16 protein-coding genes, 1 tRNA gene and 1 pseudogene are annotated in these 17786 nt (G+C 56.2%); 3 read left to right on the forward strand and 15 right to left on the reverse strand.

The genetic code is table 11. The annotated features are described in order from the left end of the window. Positions 1–123: 123 nt before the first annotated feature. From MTP43_RS09525 to MTP43_RS09585, 13 genes are all read right to left on the reverse strand, one after another. Positions 124–594, reverse strand: a complete 471-nt coding sequence (locus tag MTP43_RS09525) for a hypothetical protein (RefSeq protein ID WP_015537757.1) — start codon at positions 592–594, stop codon at positions 124–126. Positions 595–774: 180 nt separating this feature from the next. After that, positions 775–2091 (reverse strand): M18 family aminopeptidase, encoded by a 1317-nt coding sequence (locus tag MTP43_RS09530; RefSeq protein WP_015537756.1) that lies wholly within the window; start codon positions 2089–2091, stop codon positions 775–777. A 73-nt stretch (positions 2092–2164) separates the two neighbouring features. Next, positions 2165–3607 (reverse strand): APC family permease, encoded by a 1443-nt coding sequence (locus MTP43_RS09535; RefSeq protein WP_015537755.1) that lies wholly within the window; start codon positions 3605–3607, stop codon positions 2165–2167. 205 nt (positions 3608–3812) lie between these two features. Then, entirely contained in the window at positions 3813–4490 is a 678-nt protein-coding gene (locus tag MTP43_RS09540) for a GntR family transcriptional regulator (RefSeq protein ID WP_015537754.1), read from the reverse strand. Between the two features lie 267 nt (positions 4491–4757). Continuing rightward, positions 4758–5222: an Hsp20/alpha crystallin family protein gene (locus MTP43_RS09545; RefSeq protein ID WP_005922144.1), complete on the reverse strand. Its 465-nt coding sequence runs from the start codon at positions 5220–5222 to the stop codon at positions 4758–4760. A 235-nt stretch (positions 5223–5457) separates the two neighbouring features. Further along, positions 5458–5817 (reverse strand): DUF2500 domain-containing protein, encoded by a 360-nt coding sequence (locus MTP43_RS09550; RefSeq protein WP_113620923.1) that lies wholly within the window; start codon positions 5815–5817, stop codon positions 5458–5460. Between the two features lies 1 nt (position 5818). Next, positions 5819–6166 (reverse strand): DUF6054 family protein, encoded by a 348-nt coding sequence (locus MTP43_RS09555; RefSeq protein WP_015537752.1) that lies wholly within the window; start codon positions 6164–6166, stop codon positions 5819–5821. A gap of 91 nt (positions 6167–6257) precedes the next feature. Continuing rightward, positions 6258–6635, reverse strand: a complete 378-nt coding sequence (locus tag MTP43_RS09560) for an MmcQ/YjbR family DNA-binding protein (RefSeq protein WP_015537751.1) — start codon at positions 6633–6635, stop codon at positions 6258–6260. A 13-nt stretch (positions 6636–6648) separates the two neighbouring features. Further along, positions 6649–7428 (reverse strand): HAD hydrolase family protein, encoded by a 780-nt coding sequence (locus tag MTP43_RS09565; RefSeq protein WP_112121550.1) that lies wholly within the window; start codon positions 7426–7428, stop codon positions 6649–6651. A 96-nt stretch (positions 7429–7524) separates the two neighbouring features. Then, complete coding sequence (locus MTP43_RS09570; RefSeq protein WP_005922154.1) at positions 7525–8382, reverse strand: YitT family protein; 858 nt, start codon at positions 8380–8382, stop codon at positions 7525–7527. A 124-nt stretch (positions 8383–8506) separates the two neighbouring features. Beyond that, a complete protein-coding gene (locus MTP43_RS09575) occupies positions 8507–9346 on the reverse strand; it encodes a sensor histidine kinase (protein ID WP_117529970.1) in 840 nt (279 codons plus the stop codon). A 70-nt stretch (positions 9347–9416) separates the two neighbouring features. Further along, positions 9417–10157 carry a sporulation initiation factor Spo0A C-terminal domain-containing protein gene (locus MTP43_RS09580; protein WP_097783485.1) on the reverse strand — a complete coding sequence of 247 codons (741 nt, stop codon included), beginning with the start codon at positions 10155–10157 and terminating at the stop codon, positions 9417–9419. After that, complete coding sequence (locus MTP43_RS09585) at positions 10147–10452, reverse strand: hypothetical protein (RefSeq protein WP_015537747.1); 306 nt, start codon at positions 10450–10452, stop codon at positions 10147–10149. Before MTP43_RS09585 ends, MTP43_RS09580 begins: the two co-directional genes overlap by 11 nt. Before the next feature lie 416 nt (positions 10453–10868). On the opposite strand from MTP43_RS09585, the gene MTP43_RS09590 reads away from it, so the two are divergent. From MTP43_RS09590 to MTP43_RS09600, 3 genes are all read left to right on the forward strand, one after another. Next, the gene (locus tag MTP43_RS09590) at positions 10869–14072 is read left to right on the forward strand and encodes an ATP-binding cassette domain-containing protein (protein ID WP_249234779.1); all 3204 of its coding nucleotides are present in this window, start codon (positions 10869–10871) and stop codon (positions 14070–14072) included. Positions 14073–14180: 108 nt separating this feature from the next. Further along, a complete protein-coding gene (locus tag MTP43_RS09595) occupies positions 14181–15008 on the forward strand; it encodes a TrmH family RNA methyltransferase (RefSeq protein WP_249234780.1) in 828 nt (275 codons plus the stop codon). A 190-nt stretch (positions 15009–15198) separates the two neighbouring features. Beyond that, positions 15199–15271, forward strand: a tRNA-Ala gene (locus MTP43_RS09600). A gap of 191 nt (positions 15272–15462) precedes the next feature. Here MTP43_RS09600 and MTP43_RS09605 read toward each other — a convergent pair. Both MTP43_RS09605 and MTP43_RS09610 read right to left on the reverse strand, forming a co-directional pair. Continuing rightward, positions 15463–16251: a hypothetical protein gene (locus MTP43_RS09605; protein WP_113620918.1), complete on the reverse strand. Its 789-nt coding sequence runs from the start codon at positions 16249–16251 to the stop codon at positions 15463–15465. Positions 16252–16339: 88 nt separating this feature from the next. Next, a pseudogene (locus MTP43_RS09610) lies at positions 16340–17440 on the reverse strand (glycoside hydrolase family 172 protein). Positions 17441–17786 lie beyond the last annotated feature (346 nt).

Here is a 17786-nt window from a genome sequence, read left to right on the forward strand (position 1 = left end):
TGCAGCGTTTTTGCCGCAAACCACCGCATAACCTTGCATAAAAAAACTGCTGCCCCTTTGCCCGGACGCTTTGGCATCCGGTACGGGGCAGCAGTTTTTTGCGTTATAGAGGGAATGTTACGCTCAGATGGGCATGGTCTGGTAGAACCAGTCCGAAATGGCCTTGCGGGTGTCGGCGAAGAACTTTTTCACCGGGCAGGCGGCATCCCGGGCTTCCTGTTCCAGATCCGTGCCTGCGGGGAAGTTGCGGATGACGGTATACGCCACCGACTGCGGCGGCAGCGACATCATCACAGCCGGGTCGTGCACCACGCAGATCTGCTCGCCTACCGCAAGGGTAGCGGGGTCGGAGGTGGTCTTTTCGTCATGGTCCTGCCAGACGGTGCTGTCGGTAACGATCATCTGATAGGTCTCCTGCTCTTCCGCAGTCACCAGAATAGACTCCACCTTGCCCTCCACGGTGCGGCTGACGCCCTCTACTACACCATAATAGTAGAGCTTCTTGGAAAACAGCGCCGAAGCAGAGGGCAGCACGCTGACGCTGAGCAGCAGCACCGCAAGCAGACAAAAGAGCGAGCGATAGGTCTTTTTCATAGAAAACCTCCATTTTTGATGTTGCAGCGGAGCGCCCGGCGCTCCCGGATGCCTTATTTTACCATAACTACCGTCGGATTTCTATATCCGGGCTTAACCGGCCACGGAAAATCAACTTTTACACAAAAAGGACTGCCGTGCAAAACAGCGCACAGCAGTCCTTTTTATGCTTTTATCCGTTTACTTGCTGATGGAAAGGGTGCCGAAAGCAGTCTCTTCAAAGTGGCTGCTGTACAGCTCCTGCATCAGTTTGATGAGCGAGAGGGTATCCTCTGCGCCGGCGGTCTCGTAGCAGGAGTGCATCGCCAGCTGGGGCAGGCCGATGTCCACGCAGTTCATGGACACCTGTGCCATCGCCAGATTGCCCAGCGTGCTGCCGCCCACCTTATCGGAGCGGTTTGCAAAGTACTGCAGCGGCACACCGGCGCGGGCAGCCAGCTCCCGGGCAGCGGCAACGCTCATGCCGTCGCTGGTGTACTTCTGACCTGCGTGGGTCTTGATGACCACGCCCTTGTTCATGTAGGTGCAGTTGTTCACATCGGTGTGCTCCGGGTGGTTGGGGTGCACAGCGTGGGCGTTGTCGGCGCTGACCATAAAGCTGGAAGCCACCGCGCGGTGGAAGTCCTCGTCGTTGCCGCCAAGGCTCTGGGCAATGCGGTGCAGCACATCGTACAGGAAGGTGGAAGCTGCGCCCTGCTTGGTGCCGGAGCCGACTTCCTCGTTATCAAAGAAGGCCGCCACGCCGATGGAGCGGGCGTTCTTGGCGGTCAGCAGACCTTTCAGGATGCCGTAAACGCACTGCTGGTCGTCCAGACGGCCGCAGGAGATGAATTCCTCGTTGCAGCCCCAGACGGTGGCCTTTTCCCGCACATAGAGGAACAGGTCGCTGCCAAGGATCTGCTCCTCGGACACCTGCAGCTCCTCTGCGATCAGCTTTTTCAGCGCGCCCTCCTCGCAGGCACCGCCCAGCACAGGCAGCATATCCACCTGCTTGTTGAAAGAAGCCTTATCGTTGACCTCGCGGTTCATGTGGATGGCAACGCTGGGGATCATCAACAGGTCGCGGTCCAGTGCCACCAGACGGGATACGATAGCGCCGTTCTCCTGCACCAGCACACGGCCCGCCACAGACAGCGGACGATCCATCCATGTGGCGCAGATCATACCGCCGTAGCCCTCGGTGTTCAGCTTGGTGTAGTTCTGCCCCATGTGGATTTCGGCGTTCTCCTTGATGCGGAAACAGGGAGAATCCGTATGGGCGGCGGCAACGTTGAAGCTGTAATTTTCCAGCTGGTCGCCCATGCGGAAGGCGATGATGCTGGAACCGTTGCGGCAGACAAAGTAGTCCTTGCCGGGTTCCAGCGCCCACTTGCGGCTTTCCAGCAGCTCGGCAAAGCCTGCCTTCAACAGGATATCCCGCACAGCGGCGGTGGTGTGGTATGCGGTGGGGTTGCCGTCGATGAAGGACAGCATTTCACGGACTTCGGATGCGATCATAAAAATAAACCTCCTTGGGTGTATCTGAAAAGAGCCGGTCAGTGCTGACCGGCCCTTTTTAAGCATATTCAGGTTACTTTTTGGCAGCGGTCTGCTCGCGCTTTGCAAGGGCGGGCAGAATGAATCCCAGCACGGTCAGCACTACGGGGGTGATAACGTTCAGTGCAAAGGTAAAGGGGTCCTTATCATACATACCCAGCACGCAGCACACGGCGGTAACGGCAAAGCACCAGCCGCCGAAGAACTTGGCCACGGCCTGATTTTTGACAAAGCGATACTCGGCAGGGATGGTATCGTAGGCGTTGCGCAGGGCGATGTAGGCGGCAAACACCCACAGATAACGCATGGGCATACACACAGAATTCAGCTTGGTCAGCTGGCGCAGAACGGCAGCAGCACCGGGCACGAAGGACTGTGCCAGAATGATGGAGCCGGACAGCACAGCCACCATCTTGATGCCGTTGCTGTGCACACCGTGGGCGTTGACCTTGTGCAGAGCCTGCGGGATGAACTGCTTGGTGTGCTCGTTATCCAGCAGCATACGCAGCGGTGCGTCGATGCTCAAAATCAGCACGGCGAGCTGGCTGATGACGTTGCACAGGGCGTAGATGATCATGAACAGATCGCCCACATGGTAGTACTGACCCAGCTTCTGGAAAGCCCAGTAGGAACTGTTGGCGACATAGGCGTTGAAGCTCTCTGCGCTGGCGTTGATGACGGCGGGGTCGAACATACGGCTCATGGCCAGCGTGCCCAGAATGGCGCAGGTGACCACCATGACGGCCAGCGCGATCATGCCGCGGGGGAAGCCCTTGCTGGGGTTCTCGACCTTATTGACGTAGGGAGAGATCTTCTCGCAGCCACCCACAGCGAACACCAGAATGGACAGAGAAGTAAAGTAGGTGACGTTGAAGTTGGGGATGAGGCTGCTGAAGCTCAGGTTTGCGTGGACGTACTCTGCCGTGGGGTTGATGGCCGGGGCAGCGAACATCATCACGATGTACAGCAGGGACATGACGAAGGTGCAGGTGCCTGCGGCAGTCAGCAGCTTTTTCAGAGGGTTCAGACCCAAGCTTGCAATGTAGCAGCCCAGCAGCAGGATGCAGAAGGTAGCCAGCTGGATGTAGCGGGTGGGGAAGGAATCGTAGGTCTCCGCGTTGCGAAAAATTGCCCAGCTCAGCGCCTTCAAAAAGCCGCTGCCCTTGCTGGCGATGTAGGTGATGTGGCAGGCCCAGTAGGTCCAACCGGCGTAGTAGGCCAGCTTGGCGTTGGTGGTCTGGTGCAGCCAGGAGCTGACGCCGCCGCCCTCGTTTTTAAAGGCAGAGCCCAGCTCACCCACCATCAGCGCATAGGGGATGAAGTACAGGACAAACATAAAGATCCAGCTGAAGATGACCTGCGGACCGTTAAAGTACACAAAGCCGTTGGTAATGTTGCCGAAGCCCCAGACCGTAGAAAAGGCCATGAAGGCAAGGGTAAGCCACGAGATCTTTGTGGCTTTTTCTTTGTTAGACATGCGGACAATTCCTCTCTTTCTTTTCCACACAGGGCGGAAGTTCCTGTAAGAAGGCCGATGTTCCGCATACATTTCGCAATTTTTACCAAAAATACAGCAGTACTCGACCGATCACTTTGATAGTATAGCATAATTGCAGATTGTAGACAATCTGCAATTTCCATAAAATGATTGGTCAAAATTTAGACGGTCAGCCAAATTCCCCTTATTTTGCTGCTTCGTCCGCTGCCTGTGCGGCGCTGTTTGCGCTGCGCATCCGCTCCATGGGCTCCATGTAGTGGGCGTAGACGGCGCGGCAGGCAACCTCGGTGTCGCCGCTTGCCAGCGCCTCGTACAGCTTGGTGTGAATGCCGTTCTGCCGCTGCGCCAGCGTCTCGTGGTTGGAGCCGCTGTTCGCCCCAACAAGCAGGTTGCCGTAGTTCAAGTCGTCCCAGAATTTCAGCAGTCTGGGCAGCCCCGCCCGCTGCACGATGACCGCATGGAAGCGGTTGTCGTTCTCCACGATCTGCGAAAGATCCCCCGGCCGGACATTGCGCATCTCCTCTAAGATGCCGCGCAGGGTGCGCAGATCCTCCTCCGGGAATTTGCAATCAAAATAGCGCAGTGCCGTCATTTCCAGATTTGCCCGCAGCAGGTAGATCTCGTAGGCGTCCTCCGGCTTTACCCGGCGCACCGAGCAGCCCACATTGCGCGAATACTCGACCATGCCCTCCTGTTCCAGCTGCCGCAGCGCCTCCCGGATGGGTGCCCGGCTGGAGCCAAACTCCTCGGCCAGTTTCTGCTCGGCCAGCTTTACGCCCGGCTGCAGCTCCCCGGTAAGGATCTTGCTCCTGATGGCAGAGGTGATACTTTCCCGTAAAGTCTGAAAGGCAAATTCGCCCATGACTTTTATCCCCCTTTTTTCTTCTATACGTTCTTTTTTTGCCGCACGCAGTCCGCAGCCGCTGCCAGTGCAGCCGCAGGCCTGTATTGCGTGCGCCTTATAAGGATACCACGAAATGGTAGAAAAATAAAGTTTTCTGGCAAAAACAGGTACTTTCTCCCCTCTCCGTCGTCGAAAGCCTGAACACAAAAAATGCCCCCGGAGGGCTTATTGCAGCTCTCCGGGGGCATCCTATATACGTTATGCCTTGACGCACACGGTCAGCATTTACTCGATCTCGATCAAATTCGGGTTCTCAGGCAGAGCCTTTGTCTGCTGAGGAGCGGGCAGCTGGATGTGCAGGACACCATCCTCGAACTTTGCGTGGATGTCCTCCTTCTTCACCTCGCCCACATAGAAGCTGCGGGCGCAGCTGCCGGAGAAGGTCTCGCGCCGCACATAGCGGCCCTTGTTGTCCTTTTCGTCATTGCTGTGGCTGCGCACTGCCTGAATGGTCAGGTAGCCGTCGCTCAGATCCATCTGAACGTCTTCCTTCTTGCAGCCCGGCAAATCAACGTCTACTTCGTAGCCGTTGTCCGTCTGCTTGACATCGGTCTTCATCATGTTTGCGCCGCGCTTGCCAAAGGTGTCGCGGGCTTCGCGGTTCATCGCACGCTCCAGTGCACCCTCGTTCCAGAACGGATCAAAGAGATCATCGAACAGGTTCTCATGAAAAACAGTCGGCATAAACATAAAACATACCTCCAATCCCGGCGTTCGGGTCGGGTATAAAATTACATTTTGAAGCTCCCTGCAAAGGGCTTTCCGGGGAACCTTGCGGCTCTCCTTTTGCCCTTCCTCCTGAGCACGCCACTGTTATAGCATAATTATTTAGCACTGTCAAGCGTAGAGTGCTAAAATTCATAAAAGTATAATACTTTTGTCACAGCTTCTGCGATTTCTTCAAAAATGCTGCGCAGAAGCGTGTTTAATTCCGTTCAAACCCCAGATAACGCGTGCCCTGAAAGCTCAGCTTTCCGGTATCGCCCTCGACAAGCATTCCGTAATCCGAACCATCTACTTCCAGTTCCATGCGGTCACCGCTTTCTACCTGAAAGGTGGCATAATAGGTAGTGAACGTATGCGACATCGTATTGTCCGTATGATGGCGGGAAACGTTCGTCCGCTTGGCCACCACAGTAGCCGGGACGGTAAGGCGCGGGGACGCATTATTTTTGCCCCATGTGCGCAGGTTGCTCACCACGGTAAACAGGATCATGCCCAGCACCACCAGAAACACCAGCGGGAACAGGATGCTGAAAAATGCGTCAAACCCAGTATAAAACATATTACCCCTCCAAAATTTCTTCCAGCAGCTGCTTTACGTCCTTCAGAAAGGCATCTTCGCCGAGGGTGTTCATTTTAAAGAACACCGCCTGACTGCCGCCCGCCGCAATGGCCGACAGTCGGATAGGCTCGTCCCCGTTCTGGAACAGGGTCAGCGTCAGGCTAAGGCGGTTGCCGCCCACCATGCTGTACCGCTCAAACACCCGCACGCTGCACCGGGCGCTGCCCTCCTTGAAATCGCTGCCGGCTTCCAGCTCTGCCGACCAGCTGCTGTCCGGGATGGCGTGTTCCAGCTTGCGGAGCAGGGTATCGAAGTTCTGGTTGCGGATGGTCTTTTCAAAAATAGCCATAGCTTCCTCCTTTTGCAAAATGCAGTCCCTTTACTCTGAATACGAATGAGAGCGGGCAGCAATTGCAGCGCCCGCCCTTATTTTGCTGCAGTCAAGCTTTCTTTTTTCGCAACTTGGGTGCGGTGGCGGTGTAGCTCATATCCAGCACCAGCCGGAGTTTATCCTCCGGGGCGCTGCCGTCCAGCGCGGCGGTGATCCAGTTTTCCTTGTTCATGTGATAGGCAGGGTAAAAGCCCGGTTCTGCCCGCAGAGAACCGATAAGGATGGGGTCACATTTCAGGTTTACGATATCCACCGGCTGCTGCCCGGGCAGGCCCAGCTTGCTTTTGGGCACAGTGGTGACCAGCGCAAACCATTTGCGGTTTGCCTCATGGCGGAACACCGCCGACTCCGGGGTGTCCATCCACGGATAATCCGGCTCTACGCTGTAAGTATCAAAAATGAGCTGTTCCAAGCCCTTGCGGTCCATGGGCTCGCCCCCTTTACGGCTGCTGTGCCAACAGCTGCGCCAGCACATCCTCCGGGCGGGGGGTGTGGTTTTGGTATTTTGCCCGCAGCGGGGCGGCGGCGTTGTCCATAATGTAGGGCACACCCACCACGTCCAGCATGGTCTCGTCGTTGTAGTTATCGCCAAAAGCCATGACCTGTGCGAGGTCGATGCCAAGGATGCGGCACACGCACTGCACCCCGATGCCCTTGTTGGCAAAGGTGGTATCGATCCAGAACGGCCCCGCCACGGCGCAGTTGGCCTGTTTCCAGCGGGGCACAAAGCGCTCCACATAGTTTTCCACGCCCTCGTGCAGGTACACCGACACCTTGGTGATGTCCTCCGGCACCTCGGCGGGGCTGTGAATGATCTGGTAGTGGTTGCCCACGAACTGCACCCGCTGCAGCATGCCAAGACCGCGCTCCATCAGGTAGGCGGTGTTCTGGCCGGAGAGCATCACCTCGCCCTGCCCCTCGCTGCGGGTCCACATATCGTTGGCAATTTCCTCTGCCAGTGCCCGCGGCATGGGATTTTTGGCGATGCACTGTTCTTCTTTAAAGATGGTGCCGCCGTTTTCGCAGATAAATACGCAGCAGTCCGCCACCGGTGCAAAGAGTTTGCGCAGGCTGGTATACTGCCGCCCGGAGGCCGGGCAGAACCAGATGCCCCGCTGATGCAGCGCCCGGATTTGTTCGAATATTTCGCCCTCCAGCTCCTTTTTGCCATATTGCAGCAGCGTACCGTCAATATCGCTGCAAACCAGTCTGATGTCCATGGCTGTTATTCCCTTTCCGTTTTTTCTTATTTTACCACGGTTTTCCGCTGCGGAAAAGCCCCGGCACGGCTTTTGTGTCCTTCCCCTGTACCGCGCTCAGCGCTTGGGCTGGTAGTGCATGCTGGACACATTATAAATCGTAACAAAGGCCTTTGGGTCCTCGCGGTTGATAAAGTTCATCAGCTTCTGATACTCGTTTTTGTCCACGATGGTAATGATCTCGTTGTGCTTTTCAAAGTTATATGCACCGATGGCCTCGTACATGGTGGCACCGCTGTGCAGGTCATTGATGATGAACTGCCGCAGCGCCTCCTCCTTCTCGGTAATGATGCACACCCGGCGCTTGATGCTGTTATCGAAGATGAAATGGTCCAGCACGATGCCGTTGAAATAGGTGCCAAGAATGCTCAGCACCACGGTTTTTTTATCGTAGACAAGGGCAGCAGAAAGCGCCACACACATGCCCGAAAGGGACATGGCCTTGCCCAGCTCCATGTGCAGGTACTTGTTCATGATCTTTGCCACGATATCCAGCCCGCCGGAGGATGCGTTGCGGTTGAACAAGATGCTCAGACCCACGCTGACCACCAGAATATAGCACAGCACATCCAGTTCCTGACTATCGGTCATGGAGCCAAAATCCGGGAACAGCCGCTCGAAAAGCCCCAGAAACACCGGCAGCATCACGCTGGTATACACGGTTTTTGCGCCAAACTCCCTGCCGCAGGTAAAAAACCCGATGATGAGCAGCACGATATTCAGCACCATAGTAATAGCCGAAAGCGGCAGCGGCACAAAATTAGAAAGCACGATGCCAAGGCCGGAAATACTGCTGACGGATGTATGACTGGGCACCAGAAAAAAATAGACCGCCGCTGCAATAATGGCAACGGCCCCGGTCAGGATGGCCATCTCCTTGGCAATTGCAGGGTAGTTCAGCTTCTTGTTTGTCATTGTTGCTCCTCCAAGCTTTTGTTTTCAGCATTCAGTATACCATGCTTTGCGCTTGCAGGAAAGCACCGGGCGCAAAATAACAAGGCCGCCGCACAAAACGCTGTGCAGCGGCCTTGCCACCTTATCAAAATTCGTCTTCCGGGTCGCCGCGCTCCGGCATGGTGCGCATCTCCCGCACCAGCATGGCACGCAGATGATACTTGCGCTGCTCCTGCTCGGTCTCCGAACTGGTGCGCAGCTCCACCGTACCGTCAGGGCGGCTTTCGCCCGTGTACAGCGGAATGCGCACCACAGCCTGTGTGCCTTTTTCGGGCGCAGGCTCCAGCTGTAAGCTCCAGTCCATCCGGCGGCAGCACTCCCGGCAGAGCAGCAGTCCCAGCTGCGCCCCGCCCAGAAAGCTGCGGCGGTTTTCCAGTGCTGCCTGTACATCCTCACCGGGCAGACCGCAGCCATCGTCGGTGACGGTCAGCTGCCAGCCGCTCTCGGTGCGGCGCAGCGCAATGCAGACGCTGCCGCCCTCCCGGCTGGCGTGCAATGCATTGGAGAGCAGATGCAGGCACAGCAGCTCCGCATCTCTGCGGTCTGCCATTACGCAGCAGGCAGTACACCCGCCGTAGTCCAGCCGGATATCCACCCCAAGCTGCGCCCGGATCATATCAGACTGCGCCGCCACCTGCTGCAAAAGCTCACACAGGTCAATGGGGTACAGCTGCGGCTTTGTGTCCTCGCGCAGAAACTCCAGCAGGGTGATCGCCTCGGTGAGGGTGCGGTCCAGCTGTATGGCAGCGGTGTCGATATCTGCCACCGCCTGCCGGGTAGACTCGTCTGCACCGGTGCGGTCAAAATGCTGCTCCAGATATTCACAGTTGCGTCCGATCAGCGCCAGCGAACGGAAGCAGACCTCCTCGACCCGCTTGCGCTGCTCTGCGGTGATAGACCGCGTTTCTGTCTTTTGCTGCTCCATTGCTCTGCCTCCCCGGGCGATGCCATTTTTCTAAAGGAACGCCGCCGTGTTCCAAAGCCGTGTGCAAGCCTTACAGGCGGGTGGATGGCACTTTTTGCCGCAACACAACGTCCCTGACCGCGTAGATCAGCTTGCCAGTGGTAGGTTTGCCGCTGCCCAGCCTTGTATCGGCCTTAAACGCCAGCCACGCAAGAGGCGGCTTTTCCTCCAGCTGATCCACCATCCGGCGGATGCCGCTTTCCACAGCAGCGACCGATGTATCAAACTGCTCGCTCACCGCCTGCAAGATTTCCTTGCGGATCGCCAGCTTCTGGCTGGTGCTGCATGCGATGCCGACCGCGCAGGATAGATATCCGGCGTTGACATCCCCCTGCGGGATGCCCCACGCCGCATACAGCTGGCTGCACCGCTGCTCCAGCTGCCGGTTCTGCCGCCCGGGCATCCGGTAAAGCTGCCACAGCAGCCTTTTCAGCTCAGTGCCCTCTACGCAGTAGCACCCCTCGCGGAGCTTTTGCAACGCCGTGCCGCTGCTGCGGCCATGGCTCTGTATCAGAAGCATCGGCCGCTCCTTCAGCTGATAAAACTGCCGGACAAATTGCTCCGCAGGCAGATCCGTCAGCTCGCTGCAAAGCACCACGGCATCATAACGGACACCCTGCCGCAGCTGTGCCAGCAGCTTTTCGCCGCTGCAAAAGCAGGTGCAGTCAATGGCGGTTCCCTGCTCCTGCAAATAACGCTTCTGGACACGCAGTTCTTTCAGATCATAGCTTGCAAGGGCGACTTGCAGTTGGGCTGTTCGCTCACTGTTCACGCCATGCGCCGCCTTTCTCGCCTACCAGCCCGGCAGCTGTCAGGTCTGTGACCGCATCCCGCCAGAGCTCCGGCTGAACTCCATTTTCACACAAGTAGCGCAGGAGCCGGTAACAGAACTCCGGCGCTGCCGCAACATGCTGACTGACGATCTGCTGTCGGCTGCCGATCTGGCACAGGGTCAGCCGACAGCCTTGTGTGCCCTCTACCTCCATGGCATACACCAGCGTATACGCCTGCTGCAAACCATCAATGGCAGAATACTGCCGGATCATAGGTGAAAATGTACGTTCCATTTCAGTTCCTCCTTACTACAAGGGCCAAATTTTTTCTGCCTTGTTTATCCTTTTATTATTGTATAATTGTATAAAGCAGGAGAAACTGTTACAATCCTAAAGAAGTGTTGTTCCGACAGCCTTTCAGGTAATATAACGCCGTTTTTTCCGGCGCAGCCTGTCTGCCAGCTTTAGAATATCACGTTCAGCCTGTAAATTCAACCGGTATCTTTTTCCGCTTTTCTTTTTTGCCCCGTCCTTTCGGCAAAACCGCTGCCCGGGCGCAAAAGTGCCGCAGCTTCAGCATTCCTACGGAATAATTTCACGGTTTCTTCATTTTTATTTGCTAAACTAAATTAGATATTGTCTGCAAATGTTTCCTACTTTTAAACCACAGGCAGCAGCGCCCGGCGGCGCAGTACCGGAAAGGCACATCTATGCTCAAACTTAAACAGATCAACAAAGAATACAAGACCGGCGAGCTGGTGCAGCACGCACTGAACAACGTCAGTCTGAACCTGCGGGACAACGAATTTGTGGCCATTCTTGGCCCCAGCGGCTCCGGCAAGACCACCCTGCTGAACATCATCGGCGGTCTGGATCGCTACGACAGCGGCGATCTGGTCATCAACGGCATCTCCACAAAAAAATACACCGACCGCGACTGGGACTCCTACCGGAACCACACCATCGGCTTTGTGTTCCAGAGCTATAACCTGATCCCCCACCAGACCGTGCTGGGCAACGTAGAGCTGGCACTGACCATCTCAGGCGTTTCCAAGGCCGAGCGCCGCCGCCGTGCCGCCGCTGCGCTGGAGCAGGTGGGGCTGGGCAACCAGCTGCACAAGCACCCCGGCGAGATGTCCGGCGGGCAGATGCAGCGCGTGGCCATTGCCCGTGCGCTGGTGAACAACCCCGACATCCTGCTGGCCGATGAGCCCACCGGCGCACTGGACAGCGAGACCAGCATTCAGGTGATGGAACTGCTCAAGGAAGTGGCGCGGGACCGTCTGGTGGTCATGGTCACCCACAACCCGGAGCTTGCCGAGCGCTACGCCACCCGCATCGTAAAGCTGAAGGACGGCGTGATCCGCTCCGACACCATGCCCTACGAACCCGAGGACGAGGCTGCTGCCGTTGCCCCCGTGCACCGGAACATGGGGCACTCCTCCATGTCCCTGCTCACCTCCCTCTCCCTCAGCTTCAACAATCTGCTCACCAAAAAGGCACGCACCCTGCTCACCGCCTTTGCCGGTTCCATCGGTATCATCGGCATTGCGCTGATCCTTTCCCTTTCCAACGGTGTGAGCCGCTATATCAGCAACATGGAAAAATCCACGCTGGCCGCCTACCCGCTGCAGATCAGCAGCACCGGCGTAGATCTGGCCAGCATGATGGACCCGGACACCTACACCAGCGCCTCGTCCGGCTCCTCCTCGCCGGAGGGCATGGTCACGGTGAGACAGCTGCTGTCTCAATTGAACATCGGCGCTGCCAGCAACGACCTGCGCTCGCTGAAAAAATATCTGGACAGTGACGCCTGTACCATCCGGGACAACGCCACGGTGGAATACACCTATTCTGCTTCTCCGCTGATCTACCGCCAGAACCCGGACGGCACCGTGCAGAAGCTGAACCCGGACACCACCTTTTCTGATATCGCCAGTGAGAACACCTCGGTGACCAGCCTTATGACCTCCATGGCCAGCCCCTATGTGTTCTGCGAAATGGCCGAGACCCCCGCCCTGTACGAGGATCAGTACGATGTCAAGGCTGGCCGCTGGCCGGAAAAGTACAACGAGCTGGTGCTGACCCTGAACGCGGACGGCAGCGTTTCGGACTATGCGCTGTACGCCATGGGTCTGCGGGATCAGGCCGAGCTGGACAAGATCTTACAGCAGTATGCACAGAATCAGAAGATCGATCTGCCCACGGACTACGGCACCTATACCTATGACGATTTTCTGGGCATGACCTTCAAGCTTGTCAACAAGGCCGACTGCTATGTCTACGACACCGAGCACAAGGTCTGGCTGAGCAAGCTGAATGATGAAGCCTACATGCAGCAGTTGGTGGCCGACAGCGAGGAGCTGACCATTGTCGGCATCGTGCAGCCCAAGGCAGACGCCACCTCCACTATCCTGCACAGCGGTCTGGACTACCTGCACGACCTGACCTATTACGTTATCGATCAGGCGGCCAACAGCGAGATCGTGCGCCAGCAGCTGGCAGACCCGGACATCAACGTGCTGACCGGCGAACCCTTCGATGCTGCCAGCAACAATATGCTGGACATCGCCTCTCTGTTCTCGGTGGACACGGACGCCCTCAAGGACGCTTTCCAGTTCGACACCAGCGCCCTGCACTTTGATCTGGACGGCGCATTCGACCTGACCGACGATTCCTTCGATCTTGCCACCCTCATCGATCCTTCCAGCTTCAAGCTGGACCTCAGCGGGCTGCCGCTGCCGGACATGGAGATGGACATGGGCGAGCTGTTCGACGGCATAGAGTTGAATATCTCTCAGGACGGTTTACAGACGCTGATGAAAAAGATCATGAACGGCTACAAGCGCTATCTCATCAGCAACGGCCTGCTGAATCTGGATAAGATCGGTTTTTCCTCCTATATGCAGACCGAGGCCTTCCAGACGCTGCTGGCCGAATCCATGGGTGATCTGCTGGACACCTCCGGGCTGGAGGAGCAGTTTGCCGGTACCCTCCAGCAAAATCTGCAGACCGTGATGGAGACCTACTCCGTCCAGCTGGGCGAGGCGCTGCAGACCCAGCTCACCGCCGCTTTGCAGGAGCAGATGGGTCCCGCCATCCAGAAGCTGGCCGGGCAGCTGGAGCAGAAGATCGCGCAGGCCATCCAGAGCAATATTGCGCAGCTGAGCACGCAGGTGGAAAGCGCACTCAAGATCGACCCCACTGTGTTCCAGCAGGCCATTCAGATCAACATGACCGGCTCCGACCTGACCGAAATGATCAAAAGCACCCTGCTCTCCTCCGCTTCCAGCTACGAAAAGATTTTGGACGACCTCGGCTATGTGGACTACGCAAAGCCCGATGCCATCTATATCTACCCCAACAGCTTTGATACCAAGGCGCAGGTGGTGAACGAGCTGGACGCCTACAACGCCTCCATGCGGCAGCAGGGCGAAGAGGGTAAGGTGATCCACTATACCGATATGGTGGGCACTCTGATGAACTCGGTCACCGAAATCGTGGGCATGGTCAGCAATGTGCTGGTGGCCTTTGTGGCGATCTCGCTGGTGGTGTCCTCCATCATGATCGGCGTCATCACCTATATCAGCGTGCTGGAGCGCCGCAAGGAGATCGGCATTCTGCGCGCCATCGGTGCCTCCAAGCACAACGTCTCGCAGGTGTTCAACGCCGAGACCTTTATCATCGGCCTGTGTTCCGGCGTGATGGGCGTGGTGCTCTGCCTGCTGCTGCTCATCCCCGGCAATATGCTCATCCACCACATCGCGGGCGATGTGAACGTGGTAGCCTCGCTGCCGCCGCAGGCCGCGCTGATCCTGATCGTTCTGGCCACCCTGCTTACCATGCTGGGCGGCGTGATCCCCGCCCGCAGCGCCGCAAAGAGCAACCCTGTCAAAGCGCTGCGCTCTGAGTAAACTATTCCGCATTCAAATCCCTGCTGTGCTCTGTGTGCAGCAGGGATTTTGCATTCCGGCCCGGCTTGTGCTACAATAGAAAAAACTTCATTTCAAAGGAGCCTTTCCATGCCTGTCATTCACGAGATCACCGACCTTACCGCCCCGGAGTTGGACGTCTACACCCGGCTCACGCAGGCGCAGCTGCGCAACCGGCTGGAGCCGGAAAAGGGCATCTTTATCGCCGAAAGCCCCAAGGTGATCGCCCGGGCGCTGGACGCCGGTTACCAGCCTCTTTCCCTACTGATGGAGCGCAAGCAGATCACCGGCCCGGCACAGGAGATTTTGACCCGCTGCGGCGATGTGCCGGTATATACCGCTGACCGAGAGCTGCTGGCACAGCTCACCGGCTTTGCGCTGACCCGGGGCGTGCTGTGCGCCTTCCGCCGTCCTGCGCCCAGCACGGTGGAGCAGGTTTGCGCCCATGCCCGCCGGGTGGCTGTGCTGGAAGGCATCGTAGATTCCACCAACGTGGGTGCCATCTTCCGCAGCGCTGCCGCGCTGAACATGGACGCAGTGCTCGTCACCCCCTCCTGCTGCGACCCGCTGTGCCGCCGCGCGGTGCGGGTAAGCATGGGCACCGTGTTTCAGGTGCCGTGGGCGCAAATTGGCACCTGCCCTGCCGACTGGCCGGAAAACGGCAGTGCCCAGCTCCACGCGCTGGGCTTCAAGACCGCTGCCATGGCACTGAGCGACCGCTCGGTCAGCATCGACGACCCCGCCCTTGCCGCTGAGCCGAAACTTGCCATCGTGCTGGGCACCGAGGGCGATGGGCTTGCCAATAGTACCATCGCCGCCTGCGATTACACCGTAAAGATTCCTATGTCCCATGGGGTGGATTCCCTCAACGTAGCCGCCGCCAGCGCCGTGGCCTTCTGGCAGCTTGGCCGCTTGTAAGTCCCCTGCTCACGCTCTCCGAAATTGCTTGACAAACGCCCCAAAACGCGGTACACTATCAGCGTCATCATCATGGGCCTATAGCTCAGCTGGGAGTGCAAGCGTATCGCTTTTGTGCCCCACAGAGTTGTGGGCATTCAAATGGGGAGTATGTCGGTTGGTCGCCCAACCGCGTCACGCCCCTAAATATGGGCCTATAGCTCAGCTGGGAGAGCGTTCGGTTCGCATCCGAGAGGTCAAGGGTTCGAATCCCTCTAGGTCCATAAAACGCCGTATCGTTTTGTACGATGCGGCGTTTTTTATGCTCAAAAAAACTTTGGCAGACCGTGCCGGGCTCCGAACCCTGAAGTCGGATGCGAACCGGGCGGGGTCATCCATGTACTTTTTGAAAATCCATCGATTTCACGTCTCTTTCTTTGCATTTTGCAGAGTGCTGCGGGCAAGCGCATCGCTTTTATGCCCCCTTTTCGGAAATTTCTTCAAAAATTTCCGCGCCATCGTAGGTTGATACAGCCTTGAGCTGTTCCACTTGGTTGAAGCTGGCGTTCAGGGTAATCGAGATCTCATAGTCTTTTCGGACGCGAATCTCCTTAATGAACTGCTGCAAAATGGCGCGGCGTTCATCGTGGTTGGCGGTGTCGTACACATCCGCCCATGTAAACAGCTCGTTGCAGATGTAGTTGCTACGCTTTGCCGTTTTGGTGGCTTCTTCGTATTCTTCCTGCGCCTGAACAAGCTGCTTTTCCAGGGTTTCCAGTGCATCTTTTGCTTCGGCCACCAGTGTGCCGAGCAGTTCTTTGTCCAAGGCACTCACGCCCCGAATGACCAGAATGGTTTCGGCTTTCAGGTCGTCCAGCTCTTTCTGCTTGGCTTCCAAGTCTTTCTGGATTTTCTTGATTTTCTTCTGGATGCGGGCGGCATCGTTGGTCTTGACCGATTCCAGCAGCTTCTTCCGGGAAACCTCCCGGAACTGTGCGAAGATCTGCCGGACAACTTCTTCCACAATGGAATCCAGCTTAGAAACACCATAGCCGGACTGCCCATCGCAGTCACCCGGATAGTAGCGCTTTCCGTTTGGCGCTACGCCGCCCTGCACATAGCAGCAGAACCGTTCCTCGGACAGGTTGGAGCCGTAGCAGGCATACCAGACTTCTTCCTCATGCTTCGGCTGCCAGCAGGAACGCTCTAAACAGCCCTGCGTACTCTTATTATATAAAAAAAGAAAGAGCCCGTTTCCGGACAAATTCGTTGGAAGCAGATTTGTTCGGAACGGACTCTTGTAGCCGATATGCAAAGTCATGAAACATATAAAATAGGAAAAGCGTCAAAAATCATCTTGGCCAGCGCTCTTTTCTGGACATGAGTGGCGCGAATGGTACATGAGGATGCGTCTGGTACCAGTACGCTGTGGTAGCGACATCATCCTGACGTTCAAAAAGACCTCCGTGACTGGCACCAATCTGCTGCAGAGTTACCTTAAGGTCCTTCTCAAAAAGGACAGGATCAAGAAGGTGCCAGCGGTAGAAGCTGCGTTGTGGCATCTGATCATCATTGTGGTAATCATTATGAAGGAAGGTATCGTGGCTAGAGTAGTAAGGATAGCCACGATACGGAGTACAGTACTGATTTTCAACGGTTTGGCCATTTTACTGTGTTGCAAAGCTCCAGGCACCGCCGAAGTAATCTTCTGTTCCGGTTCCGCAAATGGTTGGATAATCCTTGTCTCCATCGATGTAGAATTTCATCTCACCTTCTCCGTACCAGTAGCGTTCGAGGCTGGTAAGCGCAAGATAAGTTCCAACGTACTGGCCCTTCCCTTTGATGTTGTCGAGGACAACGTAGTCTTTTGCCTTTTCCGTTATGCGCTGACGACGCCACTGGGCATGGAAATAGGCAGCATCCTCCGGAACCGTTGTCAGGCAATAGTCGATCTGATAAAAGAAGGCCGGAATCGGCTCATCACACTGATTTTCAATGGTAATACGGGCGTTTTTACGGAACGGCATCGGGAAATAGCTGTTGAAACCACGGGTCGGATTGACAGCAATCGGGACTGAGTTTACCTGGTAGGAAACACCGAAGCCGCAGCAGAAGAAATCGCCAAGCGGGCATTCAACGGATGGGAATTCTTCATCGTCCCAGTACATGCGCAGAACAAGATCCCGCAGAACATAACGGTTACGTTCACTGGTACGGTCTGTAACGGTGATCCAGATGTGCTGAATCATGCCTTCTCCCTGGATCTCACCAAGTGTTACGGTCTCTCCTGCTTCTATTTTCGGGATACATGGAGAACCTTTTCTGGACGGACCAAGATCGCTGGATGCCATGCCGCCTTTTCCTTTTTCTCCGTTCCGGTTTTCCCAGTTGATGGAACGGGACTGTCCGTTTTTCAGCCGGAAAATATTCTGTAAACCACAATCAAACATCATATATTCCTCCTACTCACAAATGAGCAACTGTCTTTTATGTTGAATTGAATTCATTCAAACAATTCCGCTTAACAGGTACAGTCTCCACCCATGTTCCAGTTGATTCCTTGAAGGGGATTGCTTGGCAAAGTTGTTATTATTGTACACCTTTATTTGTATAAAAGCAATGTGCTACTGCCATAAATCTTTAGCACCACACTCATGAATGCATAACCACAACATGAATTTTAACAAACAGACAGATAAGCCGACTCAAAAAGAAACATCATTGTAGACCAATTACGAAAAAGCCTGTACCTTTTTGGCGCAAGGGTCAATAGAAGAATTTGATGGTTCATGGTACAAT

The organism is Faecalibacterium sp. IP-1-18, assembly GCF_023347355.1.
GTDB classification, from domain to species: Bacteria; Bacillota; Clostridia; order Oscillospirales; family Ruminococcaceae; genus Faecalibacterium; species Faecalibacterium prausnitzii.

What these genes read in the sequence shown, in the direction of transcription:
- MTP43_RS09525 (WP_015537757.1), bottom strand. Translation starts at nt 594, where the DNA reads ATGAAAAAGACCTATCGCTCGCTCTTTTGTCTGCTTGCGGTGCTGCTG.
- MTP43_RS09530 (WP_015537756.1), bottom strand. Translation starts at nt 2,091, where the DNA reads ATGATCGCATCCGAAGTCCGTGAAATGCTGTCCTTCATCGACGGCAAC.
- MTP43_RS09535 (WP_015537755.1), bottom strand. Translation starts at nt 3,607, where the DNA reads ATGTCTAACAAAGAAAAAGCCACAAAGATCTCGTGGCTTACCCTTGCC.
- MTP43_RS09540 (WP_015537754.1), bottom strand. Translation starts at nt 4,490, where the DNA reads ATGGGCGAATTTGCCTTTCAGACTTTACGGGAAAGTATCACCTCTGCC.
- MTP43_RS09545 (WP_005922144.1), bottom strand. Translation starts at nt 5,222, where the DNA reads ATGTTTATGCCGACTGTTTTTCATGAGAACCTGTTCGATGATCTCTTT.
- MTP43_RS09550 (WP_113620923.1), bottom strand. Translation starts at nt 5,817, where the DNA reads ATGTTTTATACTGGGTTTGACGCATTTTTCAGCATCCTGTTCCCGCTG.
- MTP43_RS09555 (WP_015537752.1), bottom strand. Translation starts at nt 6,166, where the DNA reads ATGGCTATTTTTGAAAAGACCATCCGCAACCAGAACTTCGATACCCTG.
- MTP43_RS09560 (WP_015537751.1), bottom strand. Translation starts at nt 6,635, where the DNA reads ATGGACCGCAAGGGCTTGGAACAGCTCATTTTTGATACTTACAGCGTA.
- MTP43_RS09565 (WP_112121550.1), bottom strand. Translation starts at nt 7,428, where the DNA reads ATGGACATCAGACTGGTTTGCAGCGATATTGACGGTACGCTGCTGCAA.
- MTP43_RS09570 (WP_005922154.1), bottom strand. Translation starts at nt 8,382, where the DNA reads ATGACAAACAAGAAGCTGAACTACCCTGCAATTGCCAAGGAGATGGCC.
- MTP43_RS09575 (WP_117529970.1), bottom strand. Translation starts at nt 9,346, where the DNA reads ATGGAGCAGCAAAAGACAGAAACGCGGTCTATCACCGCAGAGCAGCGC.
- MTP43_RS09585 (WP_015537747.1), bottom strand. Translation starts at nt 10,452, where the DNA reads ATGGAACGTACATTTTCACCTATGATCCGGCAGTATTCTGCCATTGAT.
- MTP43_RS09590 (WP_249234779.1), top strand. Translation starts at nt 10,869, where the DNA reads ATGCTCAAACTTAAACAGATCAACAAAGAATACAAGACCGGCGAGCTG.
- MTP43_RS09595 (WP_249234780.1), top strand. Translation starts at nt 14,181, where the DNA reads ATGCCTGTCATTCACGAGATCACCGACCTTACCGCCCCGGAGTTGGAC.